This window comes from Pseudomonas sp. DWRC2-2 (assembly GCF_049897885.1).
GTDB classification, from domain to species: domain Bacteria; phylum Pseudomonadota; class Gammaproteobacteria; order Pseudomonadales; family Pseudomonadaceae; genus Aquipseudomonas; species Aquipseudomonas azotoformans_A.
The window spans coordinates 1,547,191-1,569,990 of sequence record NZ_JAFCXD010000001.1; the positions used below are offsets into that span (position 1 = coordinate 1,547,191).

Annotated in this window: 20 protein-coding genes and 1 pseudogene; 7 read left to right on the forward strand and 14 right to left on the reverse strand. The window is 59.4% G+C overall.

Annotation, left to right across the window (positions count from 1 at the left end):
• Nucleotides 1-16 precede the first annotated feature (16 nt).
• From ruvC to ACP7EW_RS07630, 6 genes are all read right to left on the reverse strand, one after another.
• Entirely contained in the window at nt 17-541 is a 525-nt protein-coding gene (gene ruvC, locus ACP7EW_RS07605) for a crossover junction endodeoxyribonuclease RuvC (RefSeq protein ID WP_016975450.1), read from the reverse strand.
• A gap of 158 nt (nt 542-699) precedes the next feature.
• Nucleotides 700-1,446, reverse strand: coding sequence for a YebC/PmpR family DNA-binding transcriptional regulator (locus ACP7EW_RS07610; RefSeq protein WP_314531074.1), 747 nt, complete (start codon nt 1,444-1,446; stop codon nt 700-702).
• Between the two features lie 135 nt (nt 1,447-1,581).
• Nucleotides 1,582-3,357, reverse strand: coding sequence for an aspartate--tRNA ligase (aspS, locus tag ACP7EW_RS07615; protein WP_033898492.1), 1,776 nt, complete (start codon nt 3,355-3,357; stop codon nt 1,582-1,584).
• A gap of 107 nt (nt 3,358-3,464) precedes the next feature.
• Entirely contained in the window at nt 3,465-3,686 is a 222-nt protein-coding gene (locus tag ACP7EW_RS07620) for an FmdB family zinc ribbon protein (RefSeq protein ID WP_010208103.1), read from the reverse strand.
• A 168-nt stretch (nt 3,687-3,854) separates the two neighbouring features.
• Nucleotides 3,855-4,187, reverse strand: coding sequence for a ribbon-helix-helix domain-containing protein (locus ACP7EW_RS07625; protein WP_033898493.1), 333 nt, complete (start codon nt 4,185-4,187; stop codon nt 3,855-3,857).
• Between the two features lie 180 nt (nt 4,188-4,367).
• On the reverse strand, nt 4,368-4,841 hold the full coding sequence (locus tag ACP7EW_RS07630; RefSeq protein ID WP_033898494.1) for a Dps family protein: 474 nt from the start codon (nt 4,839-4,841) through the stop codon (nt 4,368-4,370).
• A gap of 415 nt (nt 4,842-5,256) precedes the next feature.
• On the opposite strand from ACP7EW_RS07630, the gene ACP7EW_RS07635 reads away from it, so the two are divergent.
• Nucleotides 5,257-5,859: a cold-shock protein gene (locus tag ACP7EW_RS07635; RefSeq protein ID WP_033898496.1), complete on the forward strand. Its 603-nt coding sequence runs from the start codon at nt 5,257-5,259 to the stop codon at nt 5,857-5,859.
• A gap of 69 nt (nt 5,860-5,928) precedes the next feature.
• Here the strand turns inward: ACP7EW_RS07635 and ACP7EW_RS07640 are convergent, their stop codons facing one another.
• Together ACP7EW_RS07640 and ACP7EW_RS07645 are read right to left on the reverse strand one after the other, a co-directional pair.
• Nucleotides 5,929-6,135, reverse strand: coding sequence for a SlyX family protein (locus tag ACP7EW_RS07640; RefSeq protein WP_010208093.1), 207 nt, complete (start codon nt 6,133-6,135; stop codon nt 5,929-5,931).
• Nucleotides 6,136-6,138: 3 nt separating this feature from the next.
• Nucleotides 6,139-6,564, reverse strand: a complete 426-nt coding sequence (locus ACP7EW_RS07645; protein ID WP_426216207.1) for an HIT domain-containing protein — start codon at nt 6,562-6,564, stop codon at nt 6,139-6,141.
• An 871-nt stretch (nt 6,565-7,435) separates the two neighbouring features.
• On the opposite strand from ACP7EW_RS07645, the gene ACP7EW_RS07650 reads away from it, so the two are divergent.
• The gene (locus ACP7EW_RS07650) at nt 7,436-8,734 is read left to right on the forward strand and encodes an OprD family porin (protein ID WP_033898499.1); all 1,299 of its coding nucleotides are present in this window, start codon (nt 7,436-7,438) and stop codon (nt 8,732-8,734) included.
• 192 nt (nt 8,735-8,926) lie between these two features.
• On the opposite strand, the gene ACP7EW_RS07655 is transcribed toward ACP7EW_RS07650, so the two are convergent.
• On the reverse strand, nt 8,927-9,769 hold the full coding sequence (locus ACP7EW_RS07655) for a mechanosensitive ion channel family protein (protein WP_426216210.1): 843 nt from the start codon (nt 9,767-9,769) through the stop codon (nt 8,927-8,929).
• A 123-nt stretch (nt 9,770-9,892) separates the two neighbouring features.
• Entirely contained in the window at nt 9,893-10,378 is a 486-nt protein-coding gene (locus ACP7EW_RS07660) for a YajQ family cyclic di-GMP-binding protein (RefSeq protein WP_003175814.1), read from the reverse strand.
• A 123-nt stretch (nt 10,379-10,501) separates the two neighbouring features.
• On the opposite strand from ACP7EW_RS07660, the gene ACP7EW_RS07665 reads away from it, so the two are divergent.
• From ACP7EW_RS07665 to ACP7EW_RS07675, 3 genes are read left to right on the forward strand one after another with little or no spacing between them, the layout of a single operon-like run.
• Nucleotides 10,502-11,419, forward strand: coding sequence for a putative 2-dehydropantoate 2-reductase (locus ACP7EW_RS07665; RefSeq protein ID WP_426216212.1), 918 nt, complete (start codon nt 10,502-10,504; stop codon nt 11,417-11,419).
• A gap of 46 nt (nt 11,420-11,465) precedes the next feature.
• Nucleotides 11,466-13,502 (forward strand): sensor histidine kinase, encoded by a 2,037-nt coding sequence (locus tag ACP7EW_RS07670; protein WP_269131877.1) that lies wholly within the window; start codon nt 11,466-11,468, stop codon nt 13,500-13,502.
• Between the two features lie 2 nt (nt 13,503-13,504).
• On the forward strand, nt 13,505-14,083 hold the full coding sequence (locus ACP7EW_RS07675) for a cob(I)yrinic acid a,c-diamide adenosyltransferase (protein ID WP_033898503.1): 579 nt from the start codon (nt 13,505-13,507) through the stop codon (nt 14,081-14,083).
• A gap of 125 nt (nt 14,084-14,208) precedes the next feature.
• Here ACP7EW_RS07675 and ACP7EW_RS07680 read toward each other — a convergent pair whose 3' ends face one another.
• The 3 genes from ACP7EW_RS07680 to secA all read right to left on the reverse strand — a co-directional run bounded on the left by ACP7EW_RS07680 (nt 14,209) and on the right by secA (nt 19,244).
• Complete coding sequence (locus ACP7EW_RS07680; protein WP_426216214.1) at nt 14,209-15,153, reverse strand: Nudix family hydrolase; 945 nt, start codon at nt 15,151-15,153, stop codon at nt 14,209-14,211.
• A gap of 13 nt (nt 15,154-15,166) precedes the next feature.
• The gene (gene argJ, locus ACP7EW_RS07685) at nt 15,167-16,384 is read right to left on the reverse strand and encodes a bifunctional glutamate N-acetyltransferase/amino-acid acetyltransferase ArgJ (RefSeq protein ID WP_426216216.1); all 1,218 of its coding nucleotides are present in this window, start codon (nt 16,382-16,384) and stop codon (nt 15,167-15,169) included.
• Nucleotides 16,385-16,508: 124 nt separating this feature from the next.
• The gene (gene secA, locus ACP7EW_RS07690; RefSeq protein ID WP_426216218.1) at nt 16,509-19,244 is read right to left on the reverse strand and encodes a preprotein translocase subunit SecA; all 2,736 of its coding nucleotides are present in this window, start codon (nt 19,242-19,244) and stop codon (nt 16,509-16,511) included.
• Between the two features lie 305 nt (nt 19,245-19,549).
• On the opposite strand from secA, the gene ACP7EW_RS07695 reads away from it, so the two are divergent.
• Nucleotides 19,550-20,005, forward strand: coding sequence for a DUF721 domain-containing protein (locus tag ACP7EW_RS07695; RefSeq protein WP_426216220.1), 456 nt, complete (start codon nt 19,550-19,552; stop codon nt 20,003-20,005).
• A 4-nt stretch (nt 20,006-20,009) separates the two neighbouring features.
• Here ACP7EW_RS07695 and ACP7EW_RS07700 read toward each other — a convergent pair whose 3' ends face one another.
• On the reverse strand, nt 20,010-21,488 hold the full coding sequence (locus ACP7EW_RS07700) for a helicase HerA-like domain-containing protein (RefSeq protein WP_269131882.1): 1,479 nt from the start codon (nt 21,486-21,488) through the stop codon (nt 20,010-20,012).
• Nucleotides 21,489-21,691: 203 nt separating this feature from the next.
• Between ACP7EW_RS07700 and ACP7EW_RS07705 the strand changes: the two are divergent.
• Nucleotides 21,692-22,723 (forward strand): annotated as a pseudogene (locus ACP7EW_RS07705) (HAMP domain-containing protein); the annotation flags it as partial.
• Nucleotides 22,724-22,800: the final 77 nt, after the last annotated feature.

The following is a 22,800-nucleotide window of genomic DNA, read 5'->3' on the forward strand; positions in this document are numbered from 1 at the left end:
GATTGCGCTGATGCTATCAGAGACGCAGGCGACCGCCACGACTGCGTGCAGTACCCAGGCCATGTGGCAACAGGCTGGAACGGGTGTGCGCGTGGCAAATGGCAATGGCCAGGGCGTCGGAGGCGTCGATCTGCGGTTTTGAGGTGAGCTTGAGCATGTGCATGACCATCATCTGCACCTGCTCTTTGTTAGCAGCACCCGTACCGACCACGGCCTGCTTGACCTGGGTCGCGGTGTATTCGGCAATTTCCATGCCCTCCTCCGCTCCAGCCACGATGGCGGCGCCACGGGCCTGGCCCAGCTTCAACGCCGAATCGGCATTTTTTGCCATGAACACCTTTTCGATGCCCATGGTGACCGGTCCGTAGGTCTGGATCACTTCACGCACGCCGCGATAGACGATCTGCAGGCGCTCGGCCAACTCGCCCGCGCCGGTGCGGATGCAGCCAGAGGCGACATAGACACAGCCGCGCGGGGTCTGTTGCACCACGCCAAAACCGGTGATGCGCGAACCGGGGTCGATACCTAGGATTAAAGTCATAACGCCTGCGGGTTAAGTAAACACAATTTTTGACACCGTGAAGATCCAATGTGGGAGCGGGCTTGCTCGCGAAGACGGTGGATCAGCCAACATTTTCAGCGACTGACACACCGCATTCGCGGGCAAGCCCGCTCCCACAGTTTGAACTACGTCATCCTTCAGACTAGCTGTGCAGCGACTTCTTCCGGGATATCCGCGTTGGAATACACATTCTGCACATCATCCAAATCTTCCAGCATATCCAGCATCTTCAGCACTTTCTGCGCACCGTCCAGGTCCAGCTCGGCGCTGGTGGTCGGCAGCATCACGATCTCCGCGTCGGTGCCTTTGAAGCCAGCGGCTTCCAGCGCATTGCGCACGGCGTAGAAGCTGGCGAACGAGGTGAACACGTCGATGGAGCCGTCTTCGTTGGTCACCACGTCGTCGGCATCCGCCTCCATCGCGGCCTCCATCAGCGCATCTTCATCCGTGCCGGGTGCAAAGGTGATCTGCCCCTTGCGCTCGAACAGGTAAGCCACCGAACCGTCGGTGCCGAGGTTGCCACCGCACTTGCTGAACGCATGACGTACCGCTGCCGCGGTGCGGTTGCGGTTGTCGGTCATGCACTCGACCATCACCGCCACGCCGCCCGGGCCGTAGCCTTCGTAGCTCAGCTCGACCATGTCGTCGGTGTCGGCAGCACCAGCGCCACGGGCCACGGCGCGGTCGATGATGTCGCGGCTCATGTTGGCGCCCAGCGCCTTGTCCAACGCCAAGCGCAGGCGCGGGTTGGAGCCGGGGTCACCACCGCCCTGGCGGGCGGCGACGGTCAGCTCGCGAATCCACTTGGTGAAGATCTTGCCTTTCTTGGCATCCTGACGCTCTTTGCGGTGCTTGATGTTCGCCCACTTGGAATGGCCAGCCATAACACAACTCCGAAATTCTGTAGAAACCTTGATCACCCCCGCCCCAGGCGAGGAATAGTCCTTTAACGCAAAGGCGCATCCGAAGATGCGCCTTTTTAGACTGCGTAAACCTCAGTGCGCTTTCACGCAGCAGCCTTACTCAGCCTTAGGCGTCTCGCGCAGGCGGATGTGCAGTTCGCGCAATGCCTTGGCATCCACCACACCTGGCGCCTGGGTCATGACGTCCGCAGCGCTCTGGGTTTTCGGGAAGGCGATCACTTCACGGATCGACTGGGCGCCGGTCATCAGCATCACCAGACGGTCCAGGCCGAACGCCAGGCCACCGTGCGGCGGTGCGCCGTATTTCAGGGCGTCGAGCAGGAAGCCGAATTTCTCTTCCTGTTCCGCTTCGTTGATGCCCAACAGGCGGAACACCGCTTGTTGCATCTCTTTACGGTGGATACGGATCGAACCGCCACCCAGCTCAGTGCCGTTGAGCACCATGTCGTAGGCGCGGGACAAAGCGCCTGCCGGGTTGGCTTCCAGCTCAGCCGGCGAGCACTTCGGCGCGGTGAACGGGTGGTGCAAGGCGCTGAAGCTGCCGTCGTCGTTCTCTTCGAACATCGGGAAGTCAACGACCCACATCGGGGCCCATTCACAGGTCAGCAGGTTCAGGTCGTGACCCAGCTTGATCCGCAGCGCGCCCAGAGCTTCGCTGACGATCTTGGCCTTGTCGGCGCCGAAGAACACGATGTCGCCGTCGACTGCACCGACGCGATCGAGGATCGCGTTCAGGTTGTCCAGCGGGATGTTTTTAACGATCGGCGATTGCAGTCCTTCAACACCGTTGGCGCGCTCGTTGACCTTGATGTACGCCAGGCCCTTGGCACCGTAGATGCCGACGAACTTGGTGTAGTCGTCGATCTGTTTGCGCGGCATGCTCGCGCCGCCAGGCACGCGCAGGGCGGCGATGCGGCACTTAGGGTCGTTGGCCGGGCCGCTGAACACCTTGAAGTCGACTTCCTTGAGTTGGTCGGCCACGTCCACCAGTTCCAGCGGGTTACGCAGGTCTGGCTTATCGGAACCGTAGCGGCGCATGGCTTCTTCGAAGGTCATGTGCGGGAAGTCGCCGAATTCCAGGTCCAGCACTTCCTTGAACAGGTTGCGGATCATCTGCTCGGTCAGGCCCATGATCTCTTTTTCATCGAGGAAGCTGGTCTCGATGTCGATCTGGGTGAATTCCGGCTGGCGGTCGGCGCGCAGGTCTTCGTCACGGAAGCACTTGGCGATCTGGTAGTAACGGTCGAAGCCGGCCACCATCAGCAGTTGCTTGAACAGCTGCGGCGACTGCGGCAGGGCGAAGAACGAACCCGCGTGGGTACGGCTTGGCACCAGGTAGTCACGCGCGCCTTCCGGGGTGGCCCGGGTCAGGATCGGGGTTTCAACGTCCAGGAAGCCGTTTTCGTCGAGGAAGCGGCGGATGCTGGTGGTCATGCGCGAACGCAGGCGCAGCTTCTCGGCCATTTCCGGACGACGCAGGTCCAGGAAGCGATAGCGCAGGCGGGTTTCTTCGCCGACGTCGGAGTATTCGTTGAGTGGGAACGGCGGGGTTTCCGACTCGTTCAGCACTTCCAGCTCGTAGCCCAGCACTTCGATGCCGCCGGAGGCCATGTTCTTGTTCACGGCGCCTTCCGGACGCAGGCGAACCTTGCCGGTGATCTTCACGACGTATTCGCTGCGCACGCGGTCGGCAGCGGCGAAGCTTTCGGCGCGATCCGGGTCGAACACCACCTGGGCCAGACCATCACGATCACGGATGTCGAGGAAGATCACCCCGCCGTGGTCGCGGCGACGGTGAACCCATCCGCAAAGGGTGATTTCCTGACCTTCCAGGGTCTCGTTCAGTTGGCCGCAATAGTGGCTGCGCATCATGGTCGTGGTTTCACTTCTCGTAATTCGTAATTCGGTGGAGGCTTGCCTCGTCACCGTACATTAAAGCAGGGGACGGATAATGCAGGAGCCTGCGCGTAGAGTTCAACTCAGTCTGCTTTGTCGCCGCCCGCCAGGTTCTTCTTCGAGCCGGTCTTGAAATCGGTCTCGTACCAGCCGCTGCCACTCAGGCGGAAGCCTGGCATGGACAACATTTTCTTGAGCTCCGGCGCTTGGCAGGCCGGGCAATCGACCAGCGGCGCGGCGCTGATCTTCTGAATGGCTTCCAACTGATGACCACAGGAAGCACATTGATAGTCGTACATGGGCATGGCGATGTCTCGGCGATCAGAACGTTACTGCGCCACGCCTGCTCCGGAACAACCCCGGCACGCGCAGCAAAGCGCGAGATTATATCTGGTAAATCGAGGCAGCGCAGCCGGCTTTCTGCCCCGGGGCCTTGCCCGCCTCAAAGGAAGGCTGACCCCGAAGCCCGGTGGCTAAGAAGGTTGAACACGCTCTTTCAAGGCGTGAACCACACACACCACCCTGACCAACCCACTGAAGTTCTTCACCCCGCCATGACGCAAGTGCACTTCCCGATCCACATAGGACAGCAACGCACTGACCGAACAGGCGTTGATCCTGGCAATTTCCGTGAGGATATTCCAATAGATCTGCTCCAGCCGCAGGCACGTGGAAAACCCGTTGAGCCTTACCGACCGGGACAATGGCTTGGCCAGCCCCATGTCGAACCCTTTTGCAAAGGGGTCGACCTTTATTTTATGAAAACCACTGGTTTCCATGATTCCATTACCCACTCCACGTGACATACACCTGACACTCCATTGCCAAACAGCCGCCCATGGGATATCCCATTAGGCAATGGCCTTATAAAACCGCAGGCAGAGTGCAGCAGCCAGAAGACGCGACGTTGATAGGCGTAGGACAACGCCAGGAAATGCGCGGAAACAAGCGAGCGGCGCCGGGAAGGCGCCGCCAAGGGCAGTTGTTTACTTATTTTCGAGCAGGGAACGCAGCATCCACGCGGTTTTCTCGTGAACCTGCATGCGCTGGGTCAACAGGTCGGCCGTCGGCTCATCGCTGACCTTGTCGAGCAGCGGGAAGATGCCGCGCGCGGTGCGCGTGACCGCTTCCTGGCCTTCTACCAGTTGTTTGATCATGTCTTCAGCATTCGGCACGCCTTCTTCTTCCTTGATGGAAGAAAGACGCGCGTAGACCGAGTAGGCACCCGGCGCCGGGAAACCCAATGCACGGATACGCTCGGCAATAGAGTCCACCGCCAGCGCCAGCTCGTTGTATTGCTCTTCGAACATCAGGTGCAACGTGCGGAACATAGGGCCCGTGACGTTCCAATGGAAGTTGTGGGTCTTCAGGTACAGTACATAGGTATCGGAAAGCAGTCGCGAAAGCCCGTCGACGATGGATTTGCGATCTTCTTCACTGATACCGATATCGATTGCCATGTTTATCCCCTTCAATTGACAAGCATTCATTGATCAGGTGCAGGTCCACTCTAGCAAGTGTGCCGGTGATGCGCAGCCCGGCGCGGCAATTCGCCCCGCCCCGGCCTGTGAAAACGACACAGTCTAAGCCTTGGGCCCATGTAGGAAATCTCCCAGAAGGCCGCTTGAAAAGCCCGCACGTGTCTAGGACAAGCGTTTGACGCAGAAATGCCGTCGCCCTTGCAACACCTCGAAATGCTTGATTTGAGTAGGCACAGCCTTTGCTGTTAAATAGGCGGCGTGTCGTCGCCGTTACTTTCTGCGGCAGCGGCATAGGCTGATACCCCGCGCACGTGCCCAACGCCTCCCATTGTTCAGAAGCGAACCGTGCCAGTCAGCTCCTCCTTGTGATCCGTCTTAACGTGAGTTAATCAAAATGTTGAAAATCGTCCACCTGCTAACGGGCGTTGCAGCTTTGCTGCTGTCCTTTATCCCGACCCTGCAGCCTGAAAGCCTGCCGTATCTGGAACAACACGACGCTCTGTACCTGGCCTTGTTCGGCCTTCTTAACCTGACGCTGGCACCGGTGATCCCTTACTGGAACAAAGGCACGCGTCATCAACTGCAAAACCTGGTCAGCGCGCTGTTGGTACTGACTGTTGTCGTACAAACCCTCACCCTACTGGCACCCATGCCTGAAGTCGGCGGCCACCCGGCCATCCTGCTCAGCCTGGTGATTGCTGTGGTCGCCATTGTTCTTCACCTGGCCATCAGCTTCTACCGTTCGTCCCCTGCGGCCTCGTCGCAAACCTACGACATGACCAATCGGGATACCGGTACCGTCAAGTGGTTCAACACCTCCAAAGGCTTCGGCTTTATTTCCCGTGATTCGGGCGACGATATCTTCGTCCACTTCCGGGCCATTCGCGGCGAAGGCCATCGCGTTCTGGTGGAAGGCCAGCGTGTGGAATTCTCCGTTATGAATCGCGACAAAGGCCTGCAGGCCGAAGACGTGATCGCTGCACTGCCGCGTCGCTGATACCCGCCTTCGCAGCAAAAAAAACCGCGACCCAGCCTGGCTGGATCGCGGTTTTTTTATGCGCGCCTATTAATAGTGAGGCGGCGGCGCTTCTTCTTCAGACGTTTCGAACTGACCGCCCATTTCTTCCTGGCGCTTGAGCAACGCGGTCATCTGCAGTTGCAGGCGCTCGACGGCCCGCTGCTGGGTGACGAGGATGTCGTTGAGGGTCTCGATGGTGTCGTCCTGGAAGGCCAGGCGGCTTTCCAGATCGTTGACGCGGTCTTGCAGATCCATGATTCAACCCTGGGTAAAGACGAAGTCGGCGGGCAACAGCTCGCGCAGACGAGCACGAATGGCGGCCACGTGTTCATCGGTATAAGGCTGCGCCGGGTGTTTGCCCCATACCGGCGCAGGCCAGGCGGCATCATCACGTTTGCGCACGATCACATGCACGTGCAACTGGCTGACCACGTTGCCCAGGGCGCCGATGTTCATCTTGTCGGCGGACAAGCCTTCATTCAGCAACTGGGCCAAGGCGGTGGTTTCTTGCCACAGGCGCTGCTGGTCGACGACATCCAGTTGAAACACTTCGCTGATACCGTTGATACGCGGTACCAGGATGAACCAGGGGTAGTTCGAGTCATTGGACAGCAGCAGGCGGCACAGGGGGAAATCCCCGATGACCAGTGTGTCTTGTTGAAGGCGTTGGTCTAAAGCGAACACCGCGGGCACTCCGTTCGGCAGGTCAGGTTCAAGGCGCCAGCATACCTGCGAATCGCTGTTGCTTCACGTCGGCCATACGCGCACAGGCAAGGCGTGGCGAAAAAAAACGCACCATTTCGAGCCAAACGGATTTTTCGACTACGCTCAATGACCAATCCTTCAGTGATCAGCTAAGCGTTGATCAAAACATTGCGACGAGAACCGCGATGCAGAGGCCTCAGAAAACAAGGCATTGAGCCATCACCGGAACACTGAGGCATCAGAGGGCATGCACCAAAATGACCCAATTGCGCCTCAAAGAGATCCGCCGATTACCCACTGACTGGGGTGAACGGGTAACGTTTTTCCCGGATACAGGATTTATGCACCACACCACAGGCACAGAGACCAGGCTTCAAGGCCAAACCAAACGGCGTAAAAACCCCGTGCTTATGCGGTTTTCACGAAGCGGTAACGTTTTTCACGAAAAAATGACATTCGATCTACGGTTTAGGCACGCTTGCTGCATTCATCCCTTTATCGTCGGCAAAGGCACCGGAAGGGAAGCAGGTGTTTCGCGATGAAAAACAGCAGCGGTTCAATGCACGCCAAGGAAGATTTCAAACTTGGAAAGTAACGTTTTTTGCGCTCTTTTAACGGTTTGGAAACAGTATTGAAGTTGTCAGCCTCGTTACAGTGAGGCTGTGAATTTGCGACATGGATATAGCAATCTACGACAAGCTCGTAAAGAAGCTGAAAGGAAAGTTGGGCAAGTATCGCCAATATTGTCAGCGTGATATAACTTTGCGCCGACACAAAAAGAAAGAGCCGCCCAGACAAAAATATAGGTGGGACGGCAGTACTCTTCCTAAAACCAAAGGAGCAAATCACGATGCGCGTGATGAAGTGGAGCATGATCGCCCTGGCTGTTTCAGCAGGCACTACGCAGTTCGCAATGGCGTCCGCCCAAAGCGATTCCAAAGGCTTTGTTGAAGACAGCACTTTCAGCATTAATACTCGCGCCCTGTACTTCAGCCGCGACTTCCGTAACAACCCGTCGGGCCCGGACTCTCAGAGCCGTGCCGAAGAATCCGGCCTGGGCTTCAACGCCCTGTACTCTTCGGGCTTCACCCAAGGCACCATCGGTGTCGGTGTTGACGTGATCGGCCTGCTGGGCGTCAAGCTCGACAGCGGCAAGGGTCGCGCTGGAACTGGTCTGTTCCCAACCGGCTCCGACGGTCGCTCGCAAGATGACTACTCCAAAGGCGGCGGCGCGGTTAAATTCCGTATCTCCGATACTGTGCTGAAAATTGGCGACCAATACACCACAGCCCCAGTATTCGCTTCAGACGACAGCCGTTTGCTGCCAGAGCTGCCGCAGGGTATCTCGATCACCAGCAGCGAGATCAAGGGCCTGAAGCTTGAAGGCGGTCACTTCACTTCCAGCGTCGCGCAAAACCAGACCTACCATGACAGCCTGGGCCTGACCAAAACCGACTTCGTCGGTGGCGTCTACTCCTTCACTCCTGAGTTCACCGGTAGCCTGTACTACGCGAAAACTGAAGATTATTTCCGTAAGTACTACAGCAACCTGAACTGGACCCACGCGATCAGCGACGACCAGTCGTTTGCCTTGGACTTCAACATCTACGACACCAAGAGCGAAGGCGAAGGCCTGCAACGTGCTTCCAAAGACAGCGCTCTGCCGTTCGCAGAACGTACCAAGCTCGATAACCGTGCGTTCAGCTTGCAGGGTGCGTACACCATCGGTGCACACACCTTCACCCTGGCAGCCCAGAAGGTTACCGGCGACGGCGACTACGGCTACGGCGTAGACGGCGGCGGCACAGTGTTCCTGGCCAACTCCATCGCCCGTTCCGACTTCAACGCCGAAGGCGAAAAGTCCTACCAGGCGCGTTATGACATCAACATGGCCACCTTCGGCATTCCTGGCCTGAGCTTCATGACTCGTTACGTGACCGGTAGCGGCGCCAACACCGCCACCACCTCGAACGGCAAAGAGTGGGAACGCGACATCGAAGCCAAATACGTGATCCAGAGCGGCCCAGCCAAAGACCTGAGCCTGCGTGTACGTCAAGCGACCTATCGTTCGTCTGATGGCGTGTACTACGGTTCGTCGTCGATCGACGAACTGCGTCTGATCGCGCAATACCCGCTGAACATCCTGTAATTGACCGTTTTATTACAGCGATGACTTAAGGCTTTCGCCTTAAACAAAAAGCCGCTCTCTTGTTTAACAAGGGAGCGGCTTTTTTATGGCTTTAATGTTTCAGCAACAAAATAACTAGCAAGCTAACTAACGACATTAACAGCGGCGTCCTGAACCTGACCTAACGGCCAAGTTCAAGGCAGTTAATGGTCATTACTTGGCAGCTGTTTCCTGCATCACGCGAATTACTCGCTGCGGAAACGGAATATCAATCCCCGCTGCTTTCAAACGGTCACGTGCAAGTTCGTTCAAAATGAACACCACGTCCCAATAATCTGCGGTCTTGGTCCAGCACCGCAGGGAAACAGTGATCGAACTATCACCCAAGGTCGACACCACTGCAACAGCCGCCGGGTCTGCCAGTACACGCGGGTCTTTGGCCAGTTCCAGCAACACTTCACGGGCTTTCTGCAGGTCAGCTTCATAGTCGACACCCACGTCAAACACCACCTTGCGGGTCGGCTGACGGTTGGTGTTGGTGATGAGGCCGTTGGACAAGCTGCCGTTGGGGATGATCACGGTCTTGTTGTCACCGGTACGCAGCACGGTGTGGAAGATCTGGATGCTGTCGACGGTGCCGGAAGTGCCCTGGGCTTCGATCCAGTCACCAATGCGGAACGGACGGAACAACAGAATCAGCACGCCGCCAGCGAAGTTCGCCAGGCTGCCTTGCAATGCCAAGCCGATGGCCAGGGTAGCAGCACCGATCGCGGCCACGAACGAAGTGGTGGCGACGCCGATCATCGAGGCCACGTTGACCACCAGCATGACCTTGAGCGCAATGTTCGCCAGGCTGGTGATGAAGTGTTGCAGCGCCAGGTCGGCATTACGCAATGCCAACAAACGCCCCACTCGGTGGGTCAACACGTTGATCAGCCACCAACCGATGGCCAGGGTGAGCACCGCCAGCAAAAAACGGCTGCCGTATTCCATGATCATCGGGATCCACGACTCTGAGGTCTTGATCAGGTGATCCACTTCAGCATTCAAATCCATCTACATTCTCCTGTTTACCGGATGTTCGGCCATAAATGCAATTGAGCCCCGTAGGGCTCAATCGTCGGCGCAGGTTCTGGGGCGTGGGACGTCAAAAACGCCCACAGGTTCCCCAAAGTGCCATCAGTCGCGGAAGTTATTGAACTGCAGCGGCATGTCGAAGGTCTTGGCGCGCAGGGCCGCGATGGCCTCTTGCAGGTCGTCACGCTTTTTGCCGGTGACGCGAACCTGCTCACCCTGGATGGCAGCCTGGACTTTCAGCTTGGCATCCTTGATGTGAGCAACGATCTTCTTCGCCAGCTCCTTGTCGATGCCTTCCTTGAGGACGGCTTCTTGCTTCATCAACTTGCCGGAGGCGTAGGCGTCCTTGATTTCAAGGCATTGCGCGTCGATTTTGCGCTTGACCAGCGACAGCTTGAGGATCTCGATCATCGCTTCCAGCTGGAAATCGGCTTCAGCGGTCAGGTTGACGGTCAGCTCTTTTTCCTTGAATTCGAAGCTGCCCTTGCCTTTCAAGTCATAGCGACGGTCCAGTTCCTTGACGGCGTTCTCGACGGCGTTGGTGACTTCGTGTTTGTCCAGTTCGGATACCACGTCGAACGAAGGCATGTCATTTCTCCAATATAAGGGGCGGGCTCAGTAGAGATGGAGCGCGCCCAAGCTAAAATGCCGGGGCATTATAGCGGTTCTTTTGTCCCGTTCGCTGCGGGCGACCCTTTGGAGCACAAACTGATGTCGACCACCTGGCATATTCTCGGCCCCGGCAGCCTGGGCACACTCTGGGCCACGCGGCTGGCGCGTGCTGGCGTGCCCGTGCGGTTGATCCTGCGCGATGCAGCGCGCCTGGCCAGCTATCAGGCAGCCAAAGGGCTGACGCTGGTAGAACAGGGCATGGAACACACATACCCGGTAATTGGCGAAACGCCCGACAGTCCCGAGCCGATTCATCGCCTACTCGTGGCGTGCAAAGCCTACGACGCACAGAGTGCCGTCGCACAGTTGCAACACCGGCTGGCACCCGACGCCGAACTGATCCTGTTGCAGAACGGCCTCGGCAGCCAGGACGCGGTGGCCGCGCAACTGCCCCAGGCACGCTGCATCTTTGCCTCCAGCACCGAAGGCGCATTTCGCGACGGCGATTGGCGTGTGGTGTTCGCCGGCCATGGCTACACCTGGCTAGGCGACGCGAGCCATCCCACCCCGCCGCTTTGGCTGGATGATTTACAGGCCGCCGGCATCCCCCACGATTGGAGCACCGACATCCTCACGCGGCTGTGGCGCAAGCTAGCGCTCAATTGCGCCATCAACCCGCTGACCGTGCTCTATCAATGCCGTAATGGCGAACTGCAAGCCCATCACTGCGAAGTCGCGACCCTCTGCGCCGAGCTGGCGGAGCTGCTGGCGTGCTGCGGCCAACCCGCTGCCGCGCAGGACCTGCAACACGAAGTCGAACGGGTGATCCAGGCCACTGCCGCCAACTACTCGTCCATGTATCAGGACGTGACCGCCGGCCGTCGCACCGAAATCAGCTATCTATTGGGCTATGCTTGCCAGGCGGCTGCCCGTCACCATCTGAACCTGCCGCACCTGCAACAACTGCAACTGCGACTGGTGGAACGCTTGCAAGCACGCGGATTGCCCCGCGACTGAGCCACGCGCTACCCTGCCCGCCTGTCTATCACCTGGGAAAACCCTGATGCCGCTGCGCCAGCGTCTTGAAAACCTACCGGTCGGGCAGAAACTGCTCGCCGCCCTGCTGGTGCTATTGACCACCGTGTTACTGGTGGCCAACCTGACCTTTATCAGCGCCGCCTACTGGATTTCCCAGGAAAGCATGGCACCCCAGGCCTTGCAGGCCATCGGCCGCCTGGTGTCCAACCCCGCACTCGCCGCCGAAGCCCTCGAATCGCCCGCCAAGGCAGACGCGCTGCTCAACGAACTGACCAGCTATTCACCGTTGCGCGCCGCTGCCCTGTATGACGGCGAAGGCAATCGCCTGGCGCAGATGCAACACGGCGACCGCTTGCACCTGCCGGACAACTATCGGCATATCGAAGCCTGGCGTGTCACCGAGTTTCGCAGCAACCAGGTCATCACCCTGCCCCGCGCCGGCCAGCCGTCCGGGCATCTGCTGCTGGTGGCCAGTAGCGAGCTGCCAGTGGCGTTCTATACCGGCACATTGACGGCCAGCCTGGGCATCCTGATTTTCAGCGTGCTGTTGTGGCTGATCATCGCCCGCCAGATCAAACGCCTGATCACTCGGCCGATCCACGAACTGGAAGAACTCTCCCGCCAGGTCACCCGCGAGGAGAACTACGCCCTGCGCGCCGGCCGCGGTAACCACGACGAAATTGGCAGCCTGGCCGAGGCCTTCAACACCATGCTGTCGCGCATCGAAGCCCGTGAGCAACAGCTCAAGCGTGCGCGGGACGACTCTCAGGCGGCGTATGACCAGGCTCAGGGTCTGGCGGAAGAAACTCGCCACACCAACCGCAAACTGGAACTGGAAGTGCAGGTTCGCAGCAAGATCGAGAAGAAACTCACCGGCTTCCAGAATTACCTGAACAGCATCATCGACTCCATGCCCTCGGCGCTGATCGCCCTGGATGAACAGCTCTACGTCACCCAATGGAACCAGGAGGCCAGCGCCCTCTCCGGCACACGCCTGGACGAAGCCCTGAACCAGCCGATCTACCTGGCGTTCCAGCCGCTCAAACCTTACCTGCCGCAGATCCGGGCGGCGGTGGAACAACACACCGTGGAGCGCATCGAGCGTGTCACCTGGTTCAAGGACGACGAAGCCAAGCACTACGCGCTGACGTTCTACCCGCTGATGGGCGGGGCCGGGCGTGGCGTGGTGATCCGGATCGATGACATCACCCAGCGCCTGTCCCTGGAAGAAATGATGGTGCAGTCGGAGAAGATGCTCTCCGTGGGTGGCTTGGCCGCCGGCATGGCCCATGAGATCAACAACCCGCTGGGGGCGATCCTGCACAACGTGCAGAACATCCGTCGCCGCCTGTCCCCCGAGTTGCCCAAGAACCTGGAGCATGCGGAGCAGGCAGGCATCGAGCTGGAAACAGTCAACCGCTACCTGCAAAGCCGCGAAGTGCCGCAACTGCTCGATGGCATCCAACAGGCTGGGGCGCGGGCGGCAAAGATCGTCACCCACATGCTCAGTTTCAGCCGGCGTAGCAACCGACAGATGGCCCCCTGCGATTTGCCGGCGCTGATCGACCAAGCCGTGGAAATCGCTGGCAATGACTTCGACCTGGCCATCGGCTTCGACTTCAAGGGCCAGGCCATCATCCGCCAGTTCGACCCTCAACTCGGCCCGGTGCCCGGTACCGCCAACGAACTGGAACAAGTACTGCTCAACCTGCTGAAAAACGCCGCCCAGGCCATCCATTTGCGTGAAGACGACAGTGAGCCGGGGCGCATCATCCTGCGCACGCGCCTCAACCCGCCGTGGGCGGAGATCCAAGTAGAAGATAACGGCATCGGCATGAGCGAGAACGTGCGCAAACGCACTTTCGAGCCGTTCTTCACCACCAAGGAAATCGGCCAGGGCACAGGACTCGGGCTGTCGGTGTCGTATTTCATCATCACCAACAACCACAAGGGCCAGATGGAAGTGCATTCCACCCTGGGCCAAGGCACCTGCTTCACCCTGCGCCTGCCGTTGGCCGGCAGCCAACTGCCCCCTTACGAACTGAACCAACTGGAGCACTGACCATGGGCTTTCGCCTGTCGAAGATCTACACCCGCACCGGCGACAAGGGCGAAACCGGCCTGGGCGATGGCCGCCGCGTGCCCAAGGACCACCCACGGGTGGAAGCGATTGGTGAGGTGGATACGCTGAACAGCCAGCTGGGTTTATTGCTGGCCAGCCTGGAAGAGCAGAGTGGCAAACATCCGGAACTGAAGGATGTGATCGAGGTGCTAACGCCTTGCCAGCATCGTTTGTTCGACCTGGGCGGTGAACTGGCAATGCCGGTGTACAAAGCCTTGAACGCTGCGGAAGTGGATCGGCTGGAAGCCGCGATTGACCGCTGGAATGAGGAAGTGGGGCCGCTGGAGAACTTCATCCTGCCCGGTGGCTCGGCATTGATCGCCCAAGCCCATGTGTGCCGCAGCCTGGCGCGCAGTGCGGAGCGGCGGTGTCAGCAATTGAATGCGGTGGAACCGTTGGAAGGGGTGGGGTTGGCGTACATCAATCGGTTGTCGGATTTGCTGTTTGTGGCGGCGCGGGTGATTGCCAAGCGCCAGGGTGTGGCTGAGGTGTTATGGCAAGCAGCTGCTAAACCCCATTGATTACTCAGTGCCTGATCTGACGCCTTCGCGAGCAAGCCCGCTCCCACATTCGACCGTATTCCAAAGGTGGAACTCGATCGAATGTGGGAGCGGGCTTGCTCGCGAAGAGGCCAGTCAAGACAGCATCAAACTTCCGGCCAGAACGCTCTAATACCTGCAACACCTTGGGCCCCAACTTCCCAAGCCTGCTCTCGCTCGACAGGCCCCACCCCGCCCAACAGAAACACCGGTTTGCTGAACCCACGGATCAACTCTGCCGCCTGCTCCCATCCCAATGGCTGGGCATCGGGGTGAGTCTGGGTCGGCTGTACCGGCGACAGCGTGACGAAATCCACGTCCATCATTTCCGCCAGCGCCAGCTCCTCGGCATTGTGGCAAGACGCCGCCAACCAACGATCTTTAGGAAGCGGTCGACCTTTGCTCGCGTATTTACGCAGTTGTGCCGAGGTCATGTGCCAACCGGCCGAAGGAAAATCCCCCAGCCACTCGAACGGCCCCTTGAGCATCAGTTGTGCCTTACCCGCGCACAGCCCCACCGCATCCACCGCGAGGTCACGGTATTTAGGGTCGTAGCCGTTGGGCGCACGCAGTTGCACCAGCTTGATACCGCCAGCAATGGCTTTCTGAATACCCCGCAGTAACGTCGGGGTTTCCAGTTCGCCTGGGGTGATCAGGTATTCAGCCGGCAAACGCGCCGCCGCCACAATCGGCGCATTGGCCGCCGGGAACTCGTAGTTGATCAGGTCCCGAGGAGCGACCCATTCCAACGGTTGCCATTCAACACCATGAGGCTCGCCGGTAAACGCCGACACTTCCCAGACATCCAGCAACACCTGCTTGTCCGGGTAATCATGCTGCACCTTGATCAGCGGCCGCGCGGTAGTGACCTGTATACCCAGCTCTTCCTGCAATTCGCGGGACAGCGCGTTGGCGACCGACTCATCAGCCTCCACCTTGCCGCCGGGAAACTCCCAGAGGCCGCCCTGATGCTGGGTATCGGCGCGGCGCGCCAACAGGATTCTGCCGTCGACACCGCGGATCACCGCGGCTGCTACATGCACTCGTTTCACCGCGCGTTTCCTCTTAAGTACGGTATTCCGCGTTGATCTTCACGTATTCGTGGGACAGGTCGGTGGTCCAGATGGTTTCGCTGCACGCGCCGCGGCCCAGCTCGATACGGATGGTGATTTCTTCCTGCTGCATCACCGCCGAGCCCTGGGCTTCGGTGTAGGTCTCGGCACGGGCGCCTCGGCTGGCGATGCACACGTCGCCGAGGAACACGTCGATCTTGCTCACGTCCAGATCCGGCACACCGGCACGACCCACTGCCGCCAGGATACGGCCCCAGTTAGGATCGGAGGCGAACAAGGCCGTCTTGATCAGCGGCGAATGCGCCACGGTGTAGCCCACATCCAGGCACTCTTGGTGATTGCCGCCGCCGTTGACTTCAACGGTCACGAACTTGGTAGCGCCTTCACCGTCACGCACGATGGCCTGGGCCACTTCCATGCACACTTCGAACACCGCCTGCTTCAACGCCGCGAACAACGGGCCGCTGGCCTCGGTGATTTCCGGCAGGTCGGCCTGGCCGGTGGCGATCAGCATGCAGCAGTCGTTGGTCGAGGTGTCGCCATCGATGGTGATGCGGTTGAACGACTTGTTGGCGCCGTCGAGGATCAGGCTGTGCAGCACGTCGCGGGAGACTTTGGCGTCGGTGGCGATGTAGCCGAGCATGGTGGCCATGTTCGGACGGATCATGCCCGCGCCCTTGCTGATACCGGTCACGGTGACGGTCACGCCATCGTGCACGAACTGGCGGCTCGCGCCTTTGGGCAGGGTGTCAGTGGTCATGATCCCGGTCGCTGCCGCGGCCCAGTTATCCACCGACAGGTCGTCCAGCGCAGCTTGCAGCGCGCCTTCGATTTTTTCTACCGGCAATGGCTCACCGATCACGCCGGTGGAATACGGCAGCACTTGGCTGGCGTCCACGCCGGTCAGCTGGGCCAACTTGGCGCAGGTGCGCGCGGCGGCCACCAGGCCTGGCTCGCCGGTACCGGCGTTGGCATTGCCGGTGTTGGTCAGCAGGTAACGGATCGTGCCGGCAACGCGTTGCTTGGCCAGGATCACCGGTGCGGCGCAGAACGCGTTGAGGGTGAACACACCGGCGACGGTCGAACCTTCGGCACAGCGCATCACCACCACATCTTTGCGCCCAGGGCGCTTGATGCCGGCCGAAGCGATACCGAGTTCAAAACCGGCAACCGGGTGCAATGTGGGCAAAGGACCAAGACCAACAGCCATGAATGCGCTCCTTAAAGATCAGATAATGTCTGTGCCGTCGTGAGCGACGGCGAAATTAATGGCAAAACGCCGCGACGGCAGAGGCCGGTCGCGGCGCGGGGTGTTGCAGCGTCAGGCAAAAATCTTATTCGATCTGGCCGTGGCAGTGTTTGAACTTCTTGCCCGAACCGCAGTAGCACAGCTCGTTGCGGCCCAGCTTCTGGTCATTGCGAACCGGGGTTTGAGCCAGGGCCACGTCGACCTCTTCGCCCAATGCCTCAGGCGCTTCCAGGCCCGGTGCTTCGTCATGCTGGAACTGCATGCGCGCAGCCAGAGCCTCGGCTTCCTGACGCAGGCGGGCTTCTTCCTCGATCGGGTCTTCGCGACGCACCTGAACGTGGGACAGCACGCGGATCGAATCGCGCTTGATCGAATCCAGCAGTTCGGAGAACAGCGTGAACGACTCGCGCTTGTACTCCTGCTTCGGGTTCTTCTGGGCGTAGCCACGCAGGTGGATACCGTGACGCAGGTGGTCCATGGTCGACAGGTGGTCTTTCCACAGGTCGTCCAGCACGCGCAGTACGATTTGCTTCTCGAAGGTGCGCAGTGCTTCGGCACTCGCCTGCTCTTCTTTCTCGTTGTACGCGGCCAGCAGCTCGGTCATCAGCTTCTCGCGCAGCGTTTCTTCGTACAGGTGATCGTCTTCGTCCAGCCACTGCTGAACCGGCAGGTCCACACCGAAGTCGCTCTTCAACGCGGCTTCCAGACCGGCAACATCCCACTGCTCTGGCAGAGACTGTGGCGGGATGTGTGCGCTGACGGTGGCGTTGAGTACATCCTGACGGAAATCAGCGATGGTCTCGCCAATGTTGTCGGCGGCCAGCAACGTGTTACGCATGTGATAGATCACTTTACGCTGTTCGTTGTTGACGTCATCGAACTCGAGCAGTTGCTTACGGATATCGAAGTTGCGGCCCTCGACCTTGCGCTGGGCCTTCTCGATGGCGTTGGTCACCATGCGGTGTTCAATCGCTTCACCGGACTGCATCCCTAAGGCCTTCATGAAGTTCTTCACGCGGTCCGAAGCGAAGATACGCATCAGGCTGTCTTCCAGGGACAGGTAGAAGCGGCTGGAACCGGCGTCCCCCTGGCGACCGGCACGACCACGCAGCTGGTTGTCGATACGGCGCGATTCGTGACGCTCGGAAGCGATCACCTGCAGGCCACCGGATTCCAGCACGGCCTGGTGGCGTATCTGCCAGTCAGCCTTGATCTGGGCGATCTGCTCAGGGCTCGGGTTTTCCAGTGCCGCGACTTCCACTTCCCAGTTACCGCCCAACAGGATGTCGGTACCACGACCGGCCATGTTGGTGGCGATGGTCAGTGCGCCTGGGCGACCGGCCTGGGCAATGATCTCGGCTTCTTTTTCGTGGAACTTGGCGTTGAGGACCTTGTGCTCGATGCCTTCCTTGTTGAGCAGGTTCGATACGTGCTCGGAAGTCTCGATGGTGGCGGTACCCACCAGGATCGGGCGACCCTGGGCCATGCCGTCCTTGATGTCGTTGATGATGGCCGCGTATTTCTCTTCGGCCGTCAGGAACACCAGGTCGTTGAAGTCTTTACGCGCCAACGGTTTGTTCGGCGGAATGACCATTACCGCCAGGTTGTAGATCTGGTGGAATTCGAACGCTTCGGTGTCGGCCGTACCGGTCATGCCGGACAGTTTGTTGTACAGACGGAAGTAGTTCTGGAAGGTGGTGGACGCCAACGTCTGGCTTTCAGCCTGGATGTTGAGGTGTTCCTTGGCTTCGATGGCCTGGTGCAGGCCTTCGGACAGACGACGACCCGGCATGGTGCGGCCGGTGTGTTCGTCAACCAGCACGACCTGGCCGTCCTGCACGATGTATTCGACGTTGCGATGGAACAGCTTGTGGGCGCGCAGGCCGGCATACACGTGGGTCAACAGGCCCAGGTTGTGTGCCGAGTACAGGCTTTCACCCTCGGCCAGCTCGCCGATCTGGGTCAGCATTTCTTCGACGAACTGGTGACCGGCTTCGTTGAGTTCGACCTGGCGGGTCTTCTCGTCGATGCTGAAGTGACCTTCTTTGGTCACCACGCCTTCCACTTCCTCGATGTGCTGCTCCAGGCGCGGAATCAACTTGTTGATTTCGGTGTACAGGCGCGAGCTGTCTTCGGCCTGGCCGGAGATGATCAGCGGGGTACGGGCTTCGTCGATGAGGATGGAGTCGACTTCGTCGATCACGGCAAAGTTGAGTTCGCGCTGGAATTTTTCATCCATGCTGAACGCCATATTGTCGCGCAGGTAGTCGAAACCGAATTCGTTGTTGGTGCCGTAGGTAATGTCGCAAGCGTAAGCAGCGCGCTTCTCTTCCGGCGGCTGGAACGGCGTAACCACGCCGACGGTCAAGCCGAGGAATTCATACAGCGGGCGCATCCAGTTGGCGTCCCGGCGGGCCAGGTAGTCGTTCACCGTCACAACGTGCACGCCCTTGCCGGACAGTGCGTTGAGGTAAACGCCCAGGGTTGCCACCAGGGTCTTGCCTTCACCGGTGCGCATTTCGGCAATCATGCCTTCATGCAAGGTCATGCCGCCGATCAACTGGACGTCGAAGTGGCGCATGCCCATGACACGCTTACCGGCTTCACGGGCGACCGCAAAGGCTTCGGGCAGCAGCTTGTCGAGGGTTTCACCTTTGGCTATGCGGGCCTTGAACTCTTGGGTCTTGGCGCGCAATTGCTCGTCCGAAAGGGCAACCATCTGCTCTTCGAAGGCATTGACCAGCTGCACCGTCTTGAGCATGCGTTTGACTTCGCGCTCATTCTTGCTTCCAAAAAGTTTCTTTAACAAAGGCGCAAACATATCGGCAGGTTCTTCCACACATAGGGATGGAGGGCGCACCGTGAGTGGCCCGAGCAGCCCTCACGGCCGCATGCGAACGCGCATTCTACCCGGATTCGTGGGTGAGGAAAGTGGCGTTGTTCCCCGATGCTGGCATGGTGCTGTGAGAGGGCTTGTTTAAAATAAGGGCTTTTGTCGGAACTTCAACCCATGGAGCGAAGAAGTTACCAATTGATTTCATGAACAAAACCCTACGAATGCATTGGCTGGGGGCGTTCAGGCGCGTTCTGCTAAGATGGCGGCTCTGTTACTTAAGGTGTCCAATAATGGCGTTTCGCCCCTTATCAGCCCGCGCTCCCGCCGTGTTGCTTCGCGATGCCAAGCCGCTGAAAGCCATCTTTGGCCATGCCCAACGCCTGGGCCGCCTGCAACGACTGCTCGAAACTCAATTGCAACCGGCCGCACGCGAACATTGCCGCGTGGCGTCCTGGCGTGAAGGCAACCTGCTGCTTATTGTCACAGATGGCCACTGGGCGACACGCTTGCGCTATCAGCAAAAACGCCTGCAGCGTCAATTGATGGCCTTCGATGAATTCGCTGGCTTGACGCGCATCCAGTTCAAGGTACAGCCGCCCACCACCCAACCTGGCGTGGCGGAACACGTTCATGATTTGTCGACCCATGCGGCCGAAGCCATTCAGGCAACGGCCGACGGGATCAGCAACCCAGGCTTGCGCGCGGCGCTTGAACGGCTGGCGGCCCACGCCAAAGCCAAGCCCTGAGTCGCTACTTGCGTTTGCTGCCGCCCAACAACGACCCCAACAAACCACGGACCAATTGTCGCCCCATCTGATTGGCGGCTTGCTGCATTGCGGACTTCAGCGCCTTACCTGCGGTTGTGCCGAGAAACGCCCCGGCCCTGTCGGTGAAACTAGGCTCCTCGGCGGCCGGCTTGGCCTCTTCGGTCGGCCCAAGCTCTTTGCGTGCCATCAGCACTTCATAAGCGGACTCCCGATCAATCGGCTTGTCATACCGGCCCTGCAACGGTGAACTGGCCACCAATGCAGCGCGTTCGGCCTCGCTGAGCGGCCCGATCCGCGACTGCGGCGGTGCAACCAATACACGCTGGACGACTTCCGGCGTGCCTTTTTCCTGCAGCGTGCCCACCAACGCCTCGCCCGTGCCCAACTCGGTCAATACCGAAAGGGCATCAAAGGCCGGGTTCGGCCGAAAACCGTCGGCTACGGCGCGTAGGGATTTCTGCTCTTTCGTCGTGAACGCCCGCAGGCCATGCTGGATGCGCAGGCCGAGTTGCGCCAGCACGCTGTCCGGCAGGTCGCCTGGCGACTGGGTGACAAAATACACGCCAACGCCTTTTGAACGGATCAGCCGCACCACTTGCTCCAGTCGCTCCTGCAACGCCTTGGGCGTGTCGGCGAACAGCAAGTGCGCCTCATCAAAGAACAGTGCAAGTAACGGCTTGTCGGCATCACCGCGCTCGGGCAGTTGCTCGAACAACTCCGCCAGCAGCCACAGCAGGAAGGTCGCGTACACCTTCGGCGCTTCGTGAACCAGACGGCTCGCGTCCAGCAGATGGATGCGACCAAGCCCGTCACCCGTGGGCTGCAGGATATCTTCCAACTGCAGGGCCGGCTCGCCGAACAAAGCTTCGGCGCCCTGCTGCTCCAACACCGCCAGGCGTCGCAACAACGCCTGGCTGGAACCGGTGGTCATCAGCGCCGCGTCTTCGCCCAACAGTTCGGGGTGGTAGCGCAGATGATTGAGGAGCGCCTTGAGGTCCTTGAGGTCCAGCAACAACAAGCCTTCGCGGTCTGCGACCTTGAACGCCGCGTAAAGCGCCGATTGTTGGCTGTCGGTGAGTTCCAACAGGCTACCGAGCAGCAATGGGCCCATTTCGCTGATCGTAGTGCGCAACGGATGACCGGATTGCCCGTGGATATCCCACAGCGTGACCGGATAAGCCTTGGCCGTGTAATTGAGGAACGGCATGCCGGCGATGCGCTCGGCCACCTTGCCCTGCGGGTTCGCCGCAGCGCCCAGGCCGCACAAGTCACCCTTGATATCCGCCGCAAACACCGCCACGCCGGCATCACTGAAGGCTTCGGCCAGGCGTTGCAGCGTAACGGTCTTGCCCGTGCCGGTGGCACCGGCGATCAACCCGTGACGGTTGGCCAGGCGCATGGCCTGGGCGATGGGCTGGCCGTCGAGGCCGGCGCCGATTAGCAGTTGCGTGGAGTCAGGCATTTCGTCACCCATGGTTAATCTTTAGTGCGGCCAGGTCGATACAGAGAAGTGTGAGACCCACAAAGTCTAAAAATAGGTCAGATAGTTCCCACAGGGACCACCGGAACCATCACAAGAAGTATCACACCTTTTTTGACGCTGCCATTTGCGCCTCCCATAAGGACGCGCTTCGGATATTAAGACCTTAGCGGACCCTACAAGCCATGAATAAAAATCTGCGCTTCAGCCACAAAATCCTGCTTGCAGCCTCCCTTATCGTCATTGCCGCATTCGCGCTGTTTACCCTCTACAACGACTACCTGCAACGCAACGCGATACGCGACGATCTCAACAACTACCTGCATGAAATGGGCGATGTCACCGCCAGCAACATTCAAACCTGGCTTAACGGGCGTATAGCCCTGGTGGAAAACGCCGCGCAAAACATCGCCATCAACCCCGAGCCTTCGGCTGTTGCCAGCCTGCTGGAACAGAAAACCCTGACGTCCTCCTTCATGGCGACCTACGTCGGTGACAGCAAGGGCGCCTTCACCATCCGCCCCGACACCAAGATGCCAGACGGTTTCGACCCGCGTGTTCGCCCCTGGTACAAGGGCGCCCAGAGCAGCAACGGTTCAACCCTGACCGAGCCCTATATCGATGCGGCCACCGGCAAGTTGATCATTTCCGTTGCCACTCCCAGCAACCAAGGCACCCAAAGCATCGGCGTGGTCGGCGGTGACCTGAGCCTGCAAACCCTGGTGGATAACATCGGCGCGCTGAATTTCGGCGGCATGGGCTATGCGTTCCTGGTCAGCGCCGACGGCAAGGTACTGGTACACCCGGACAAAAACCTGGTGATGAAGACCCTGGCCGACGTGTATCCGAAAAATACGCCGAAGATCAGCGCAGACTTCAGCGAAGTCGAGGCCAACGGCAAAGACAACATCGTGACCTTCACTCCGATCAAGGGCCTGCCCTCGGTAAACTGGTACCTCGGCATTTCAGTCGATAAAGACAAATCCTTCGCCATGCTCAGCGAATTCCGCACCTCAGCGGTCATCGCCACGCTCATTGCGGTGGTGATCATCATCGCCCTGCTCGGCATGCTGATCCGTATCCTGTTGCAACCACTGCACGTGATGACCCGCGCCATGCAGGACATCGCCGATGGCGAGGGCGACCTGACCCGCCGCCTGACCATCCAGAACCACGATGAATTCGGCACACTGGGTAACGCCTTCAACCGCTTCGTGGAGCGCATTCATACGTCGATCCGCGAAGTGTCTTCGGCCACCGAACAGGTAAATGAAGTGGCACTGCGGGTGGTCAG

Coding starts and splice junctions, on each gene's coding strand:
- ruvC (WP_016975450.1), bottom strand. CDS start 541: ATGACTTTAATCCTAGGTATCGACCCCGGTTCGCGCATCACCGGTTTT.
- ACP7EW_RS07610 (WP_314531074.1), bottom strand. CDS start 1,446: ATGGCTGGCCATTCCAAGTGGGCGAACATCAAGCACCGCAAAGAGCGT.
- aspS (WP_033898492.1), bottom strand. CDS start 3,357: ATGATGCGCAGCCACTATTGCGGCCAACTGAACGAGACCCTGGAAGGT.
- ACP7EW_RS07620 (WP_010208103.1), bottom strand. CDS start 3,686: ATGCCCATGTACGACTATCAATGTGCTTCCTGTGGTCATCAGTTGGAA.
- ACP7EW_RS07625 (WP_033898493.1), bottom strand. CDS start 4,187: ATGTCACGTGGAGTGGGTAATGGAATCATGGAAACCAGTGGTTTTCAT.
- ACP7EW_RS07630 (WP_033898494.1), bottom strand. CDS start 4,841: ATGGCAATCGATATCGGTATCAGTGAAGAAGATCGCAAATCCATCGTC.
- ACP7EW_RS07635 (WP_033898496.1), top strand. CDS start 5,257: ATGTTGAAAATCGTCCACCTGCTAACGGGCGTTGCAGCTTTGCTGCTG.
- ACP7EW_RS07640 (WP_010208093.1), bottom strand. CDS start 6,135: ATGGATCTGCAAGACCGCGTCAACGATCTGGAAAGCCGCCTGGCCTTC.
- ACP7EW_RS07650 (WP_033898499.1), top strand. CDS start 7,436: ATGCGCGTGATGAAGTGGAGCATGATCGCCCTGGCTGTTTCAGCAGGC.
- ACP7EW_RS07655 (WP_426216210.1), bottom strand. CDS start 9,769: ATGGATTTGAATGCTGAAGTGGATCACCTGATCAAGACCTCAGAGTCG.
- ACP7EW_RS07660 (WP_003175814.1), bottom strand. CDS start 10,378: ATGCCTTCGTTCGACGTGGTATCCGAACTGGACAAACACGAAGTCACC.
- ACP7EW_RS07665 (WP_426216212.1), top strand. CDS start 10,502: ATGTCGACCACCTGGCATATTCTCGGCCCCGGCAGCCTGGGCACACTC.
- ACP7EW_RS07670 (WP_269131877.1), top strand. CDS start 11,466: ATGCCGCTGCGCCAGCGTCTTGAAAACCTACCGGTCGGGCAGAAACTG.
- ACP7EW_RS07675 (WP_033898503.1), top strand. CDS start 13,505: ATGGGCTTTCGCCTGTCGAAGATCTACACCCGCACCGGCGACAAGGGC.
- argJ (WP_426216216.1), bottom strand. CDS start 16,384: ATGGCTGTTGGTCTTGGTCCTTTGCCCACATTGCACCCGGTTGCCGGT.
- secA (WP_426216218.1), bottom strand. CDS start 19,244: ATGTTTGCGCCTTTGTTAAAGAAACTTTTTGGAAGCAAGAATGAGCGC.
- ACP7EW_RS07695 (WP_426216220.1), top strand. CDS start 19,550: ATGGCGTTTCGCCCCTTATCAGCCCGCGCTCCCGCCGTGTTGCTTCGC.
- ACP7EW_RS07700 (WP_269131882.1), bottom strand. CDS start 21,488: ATGCCTGACTCCACGCAACTGCTAATCGGCGCCGGCCTCGACGGCCAG.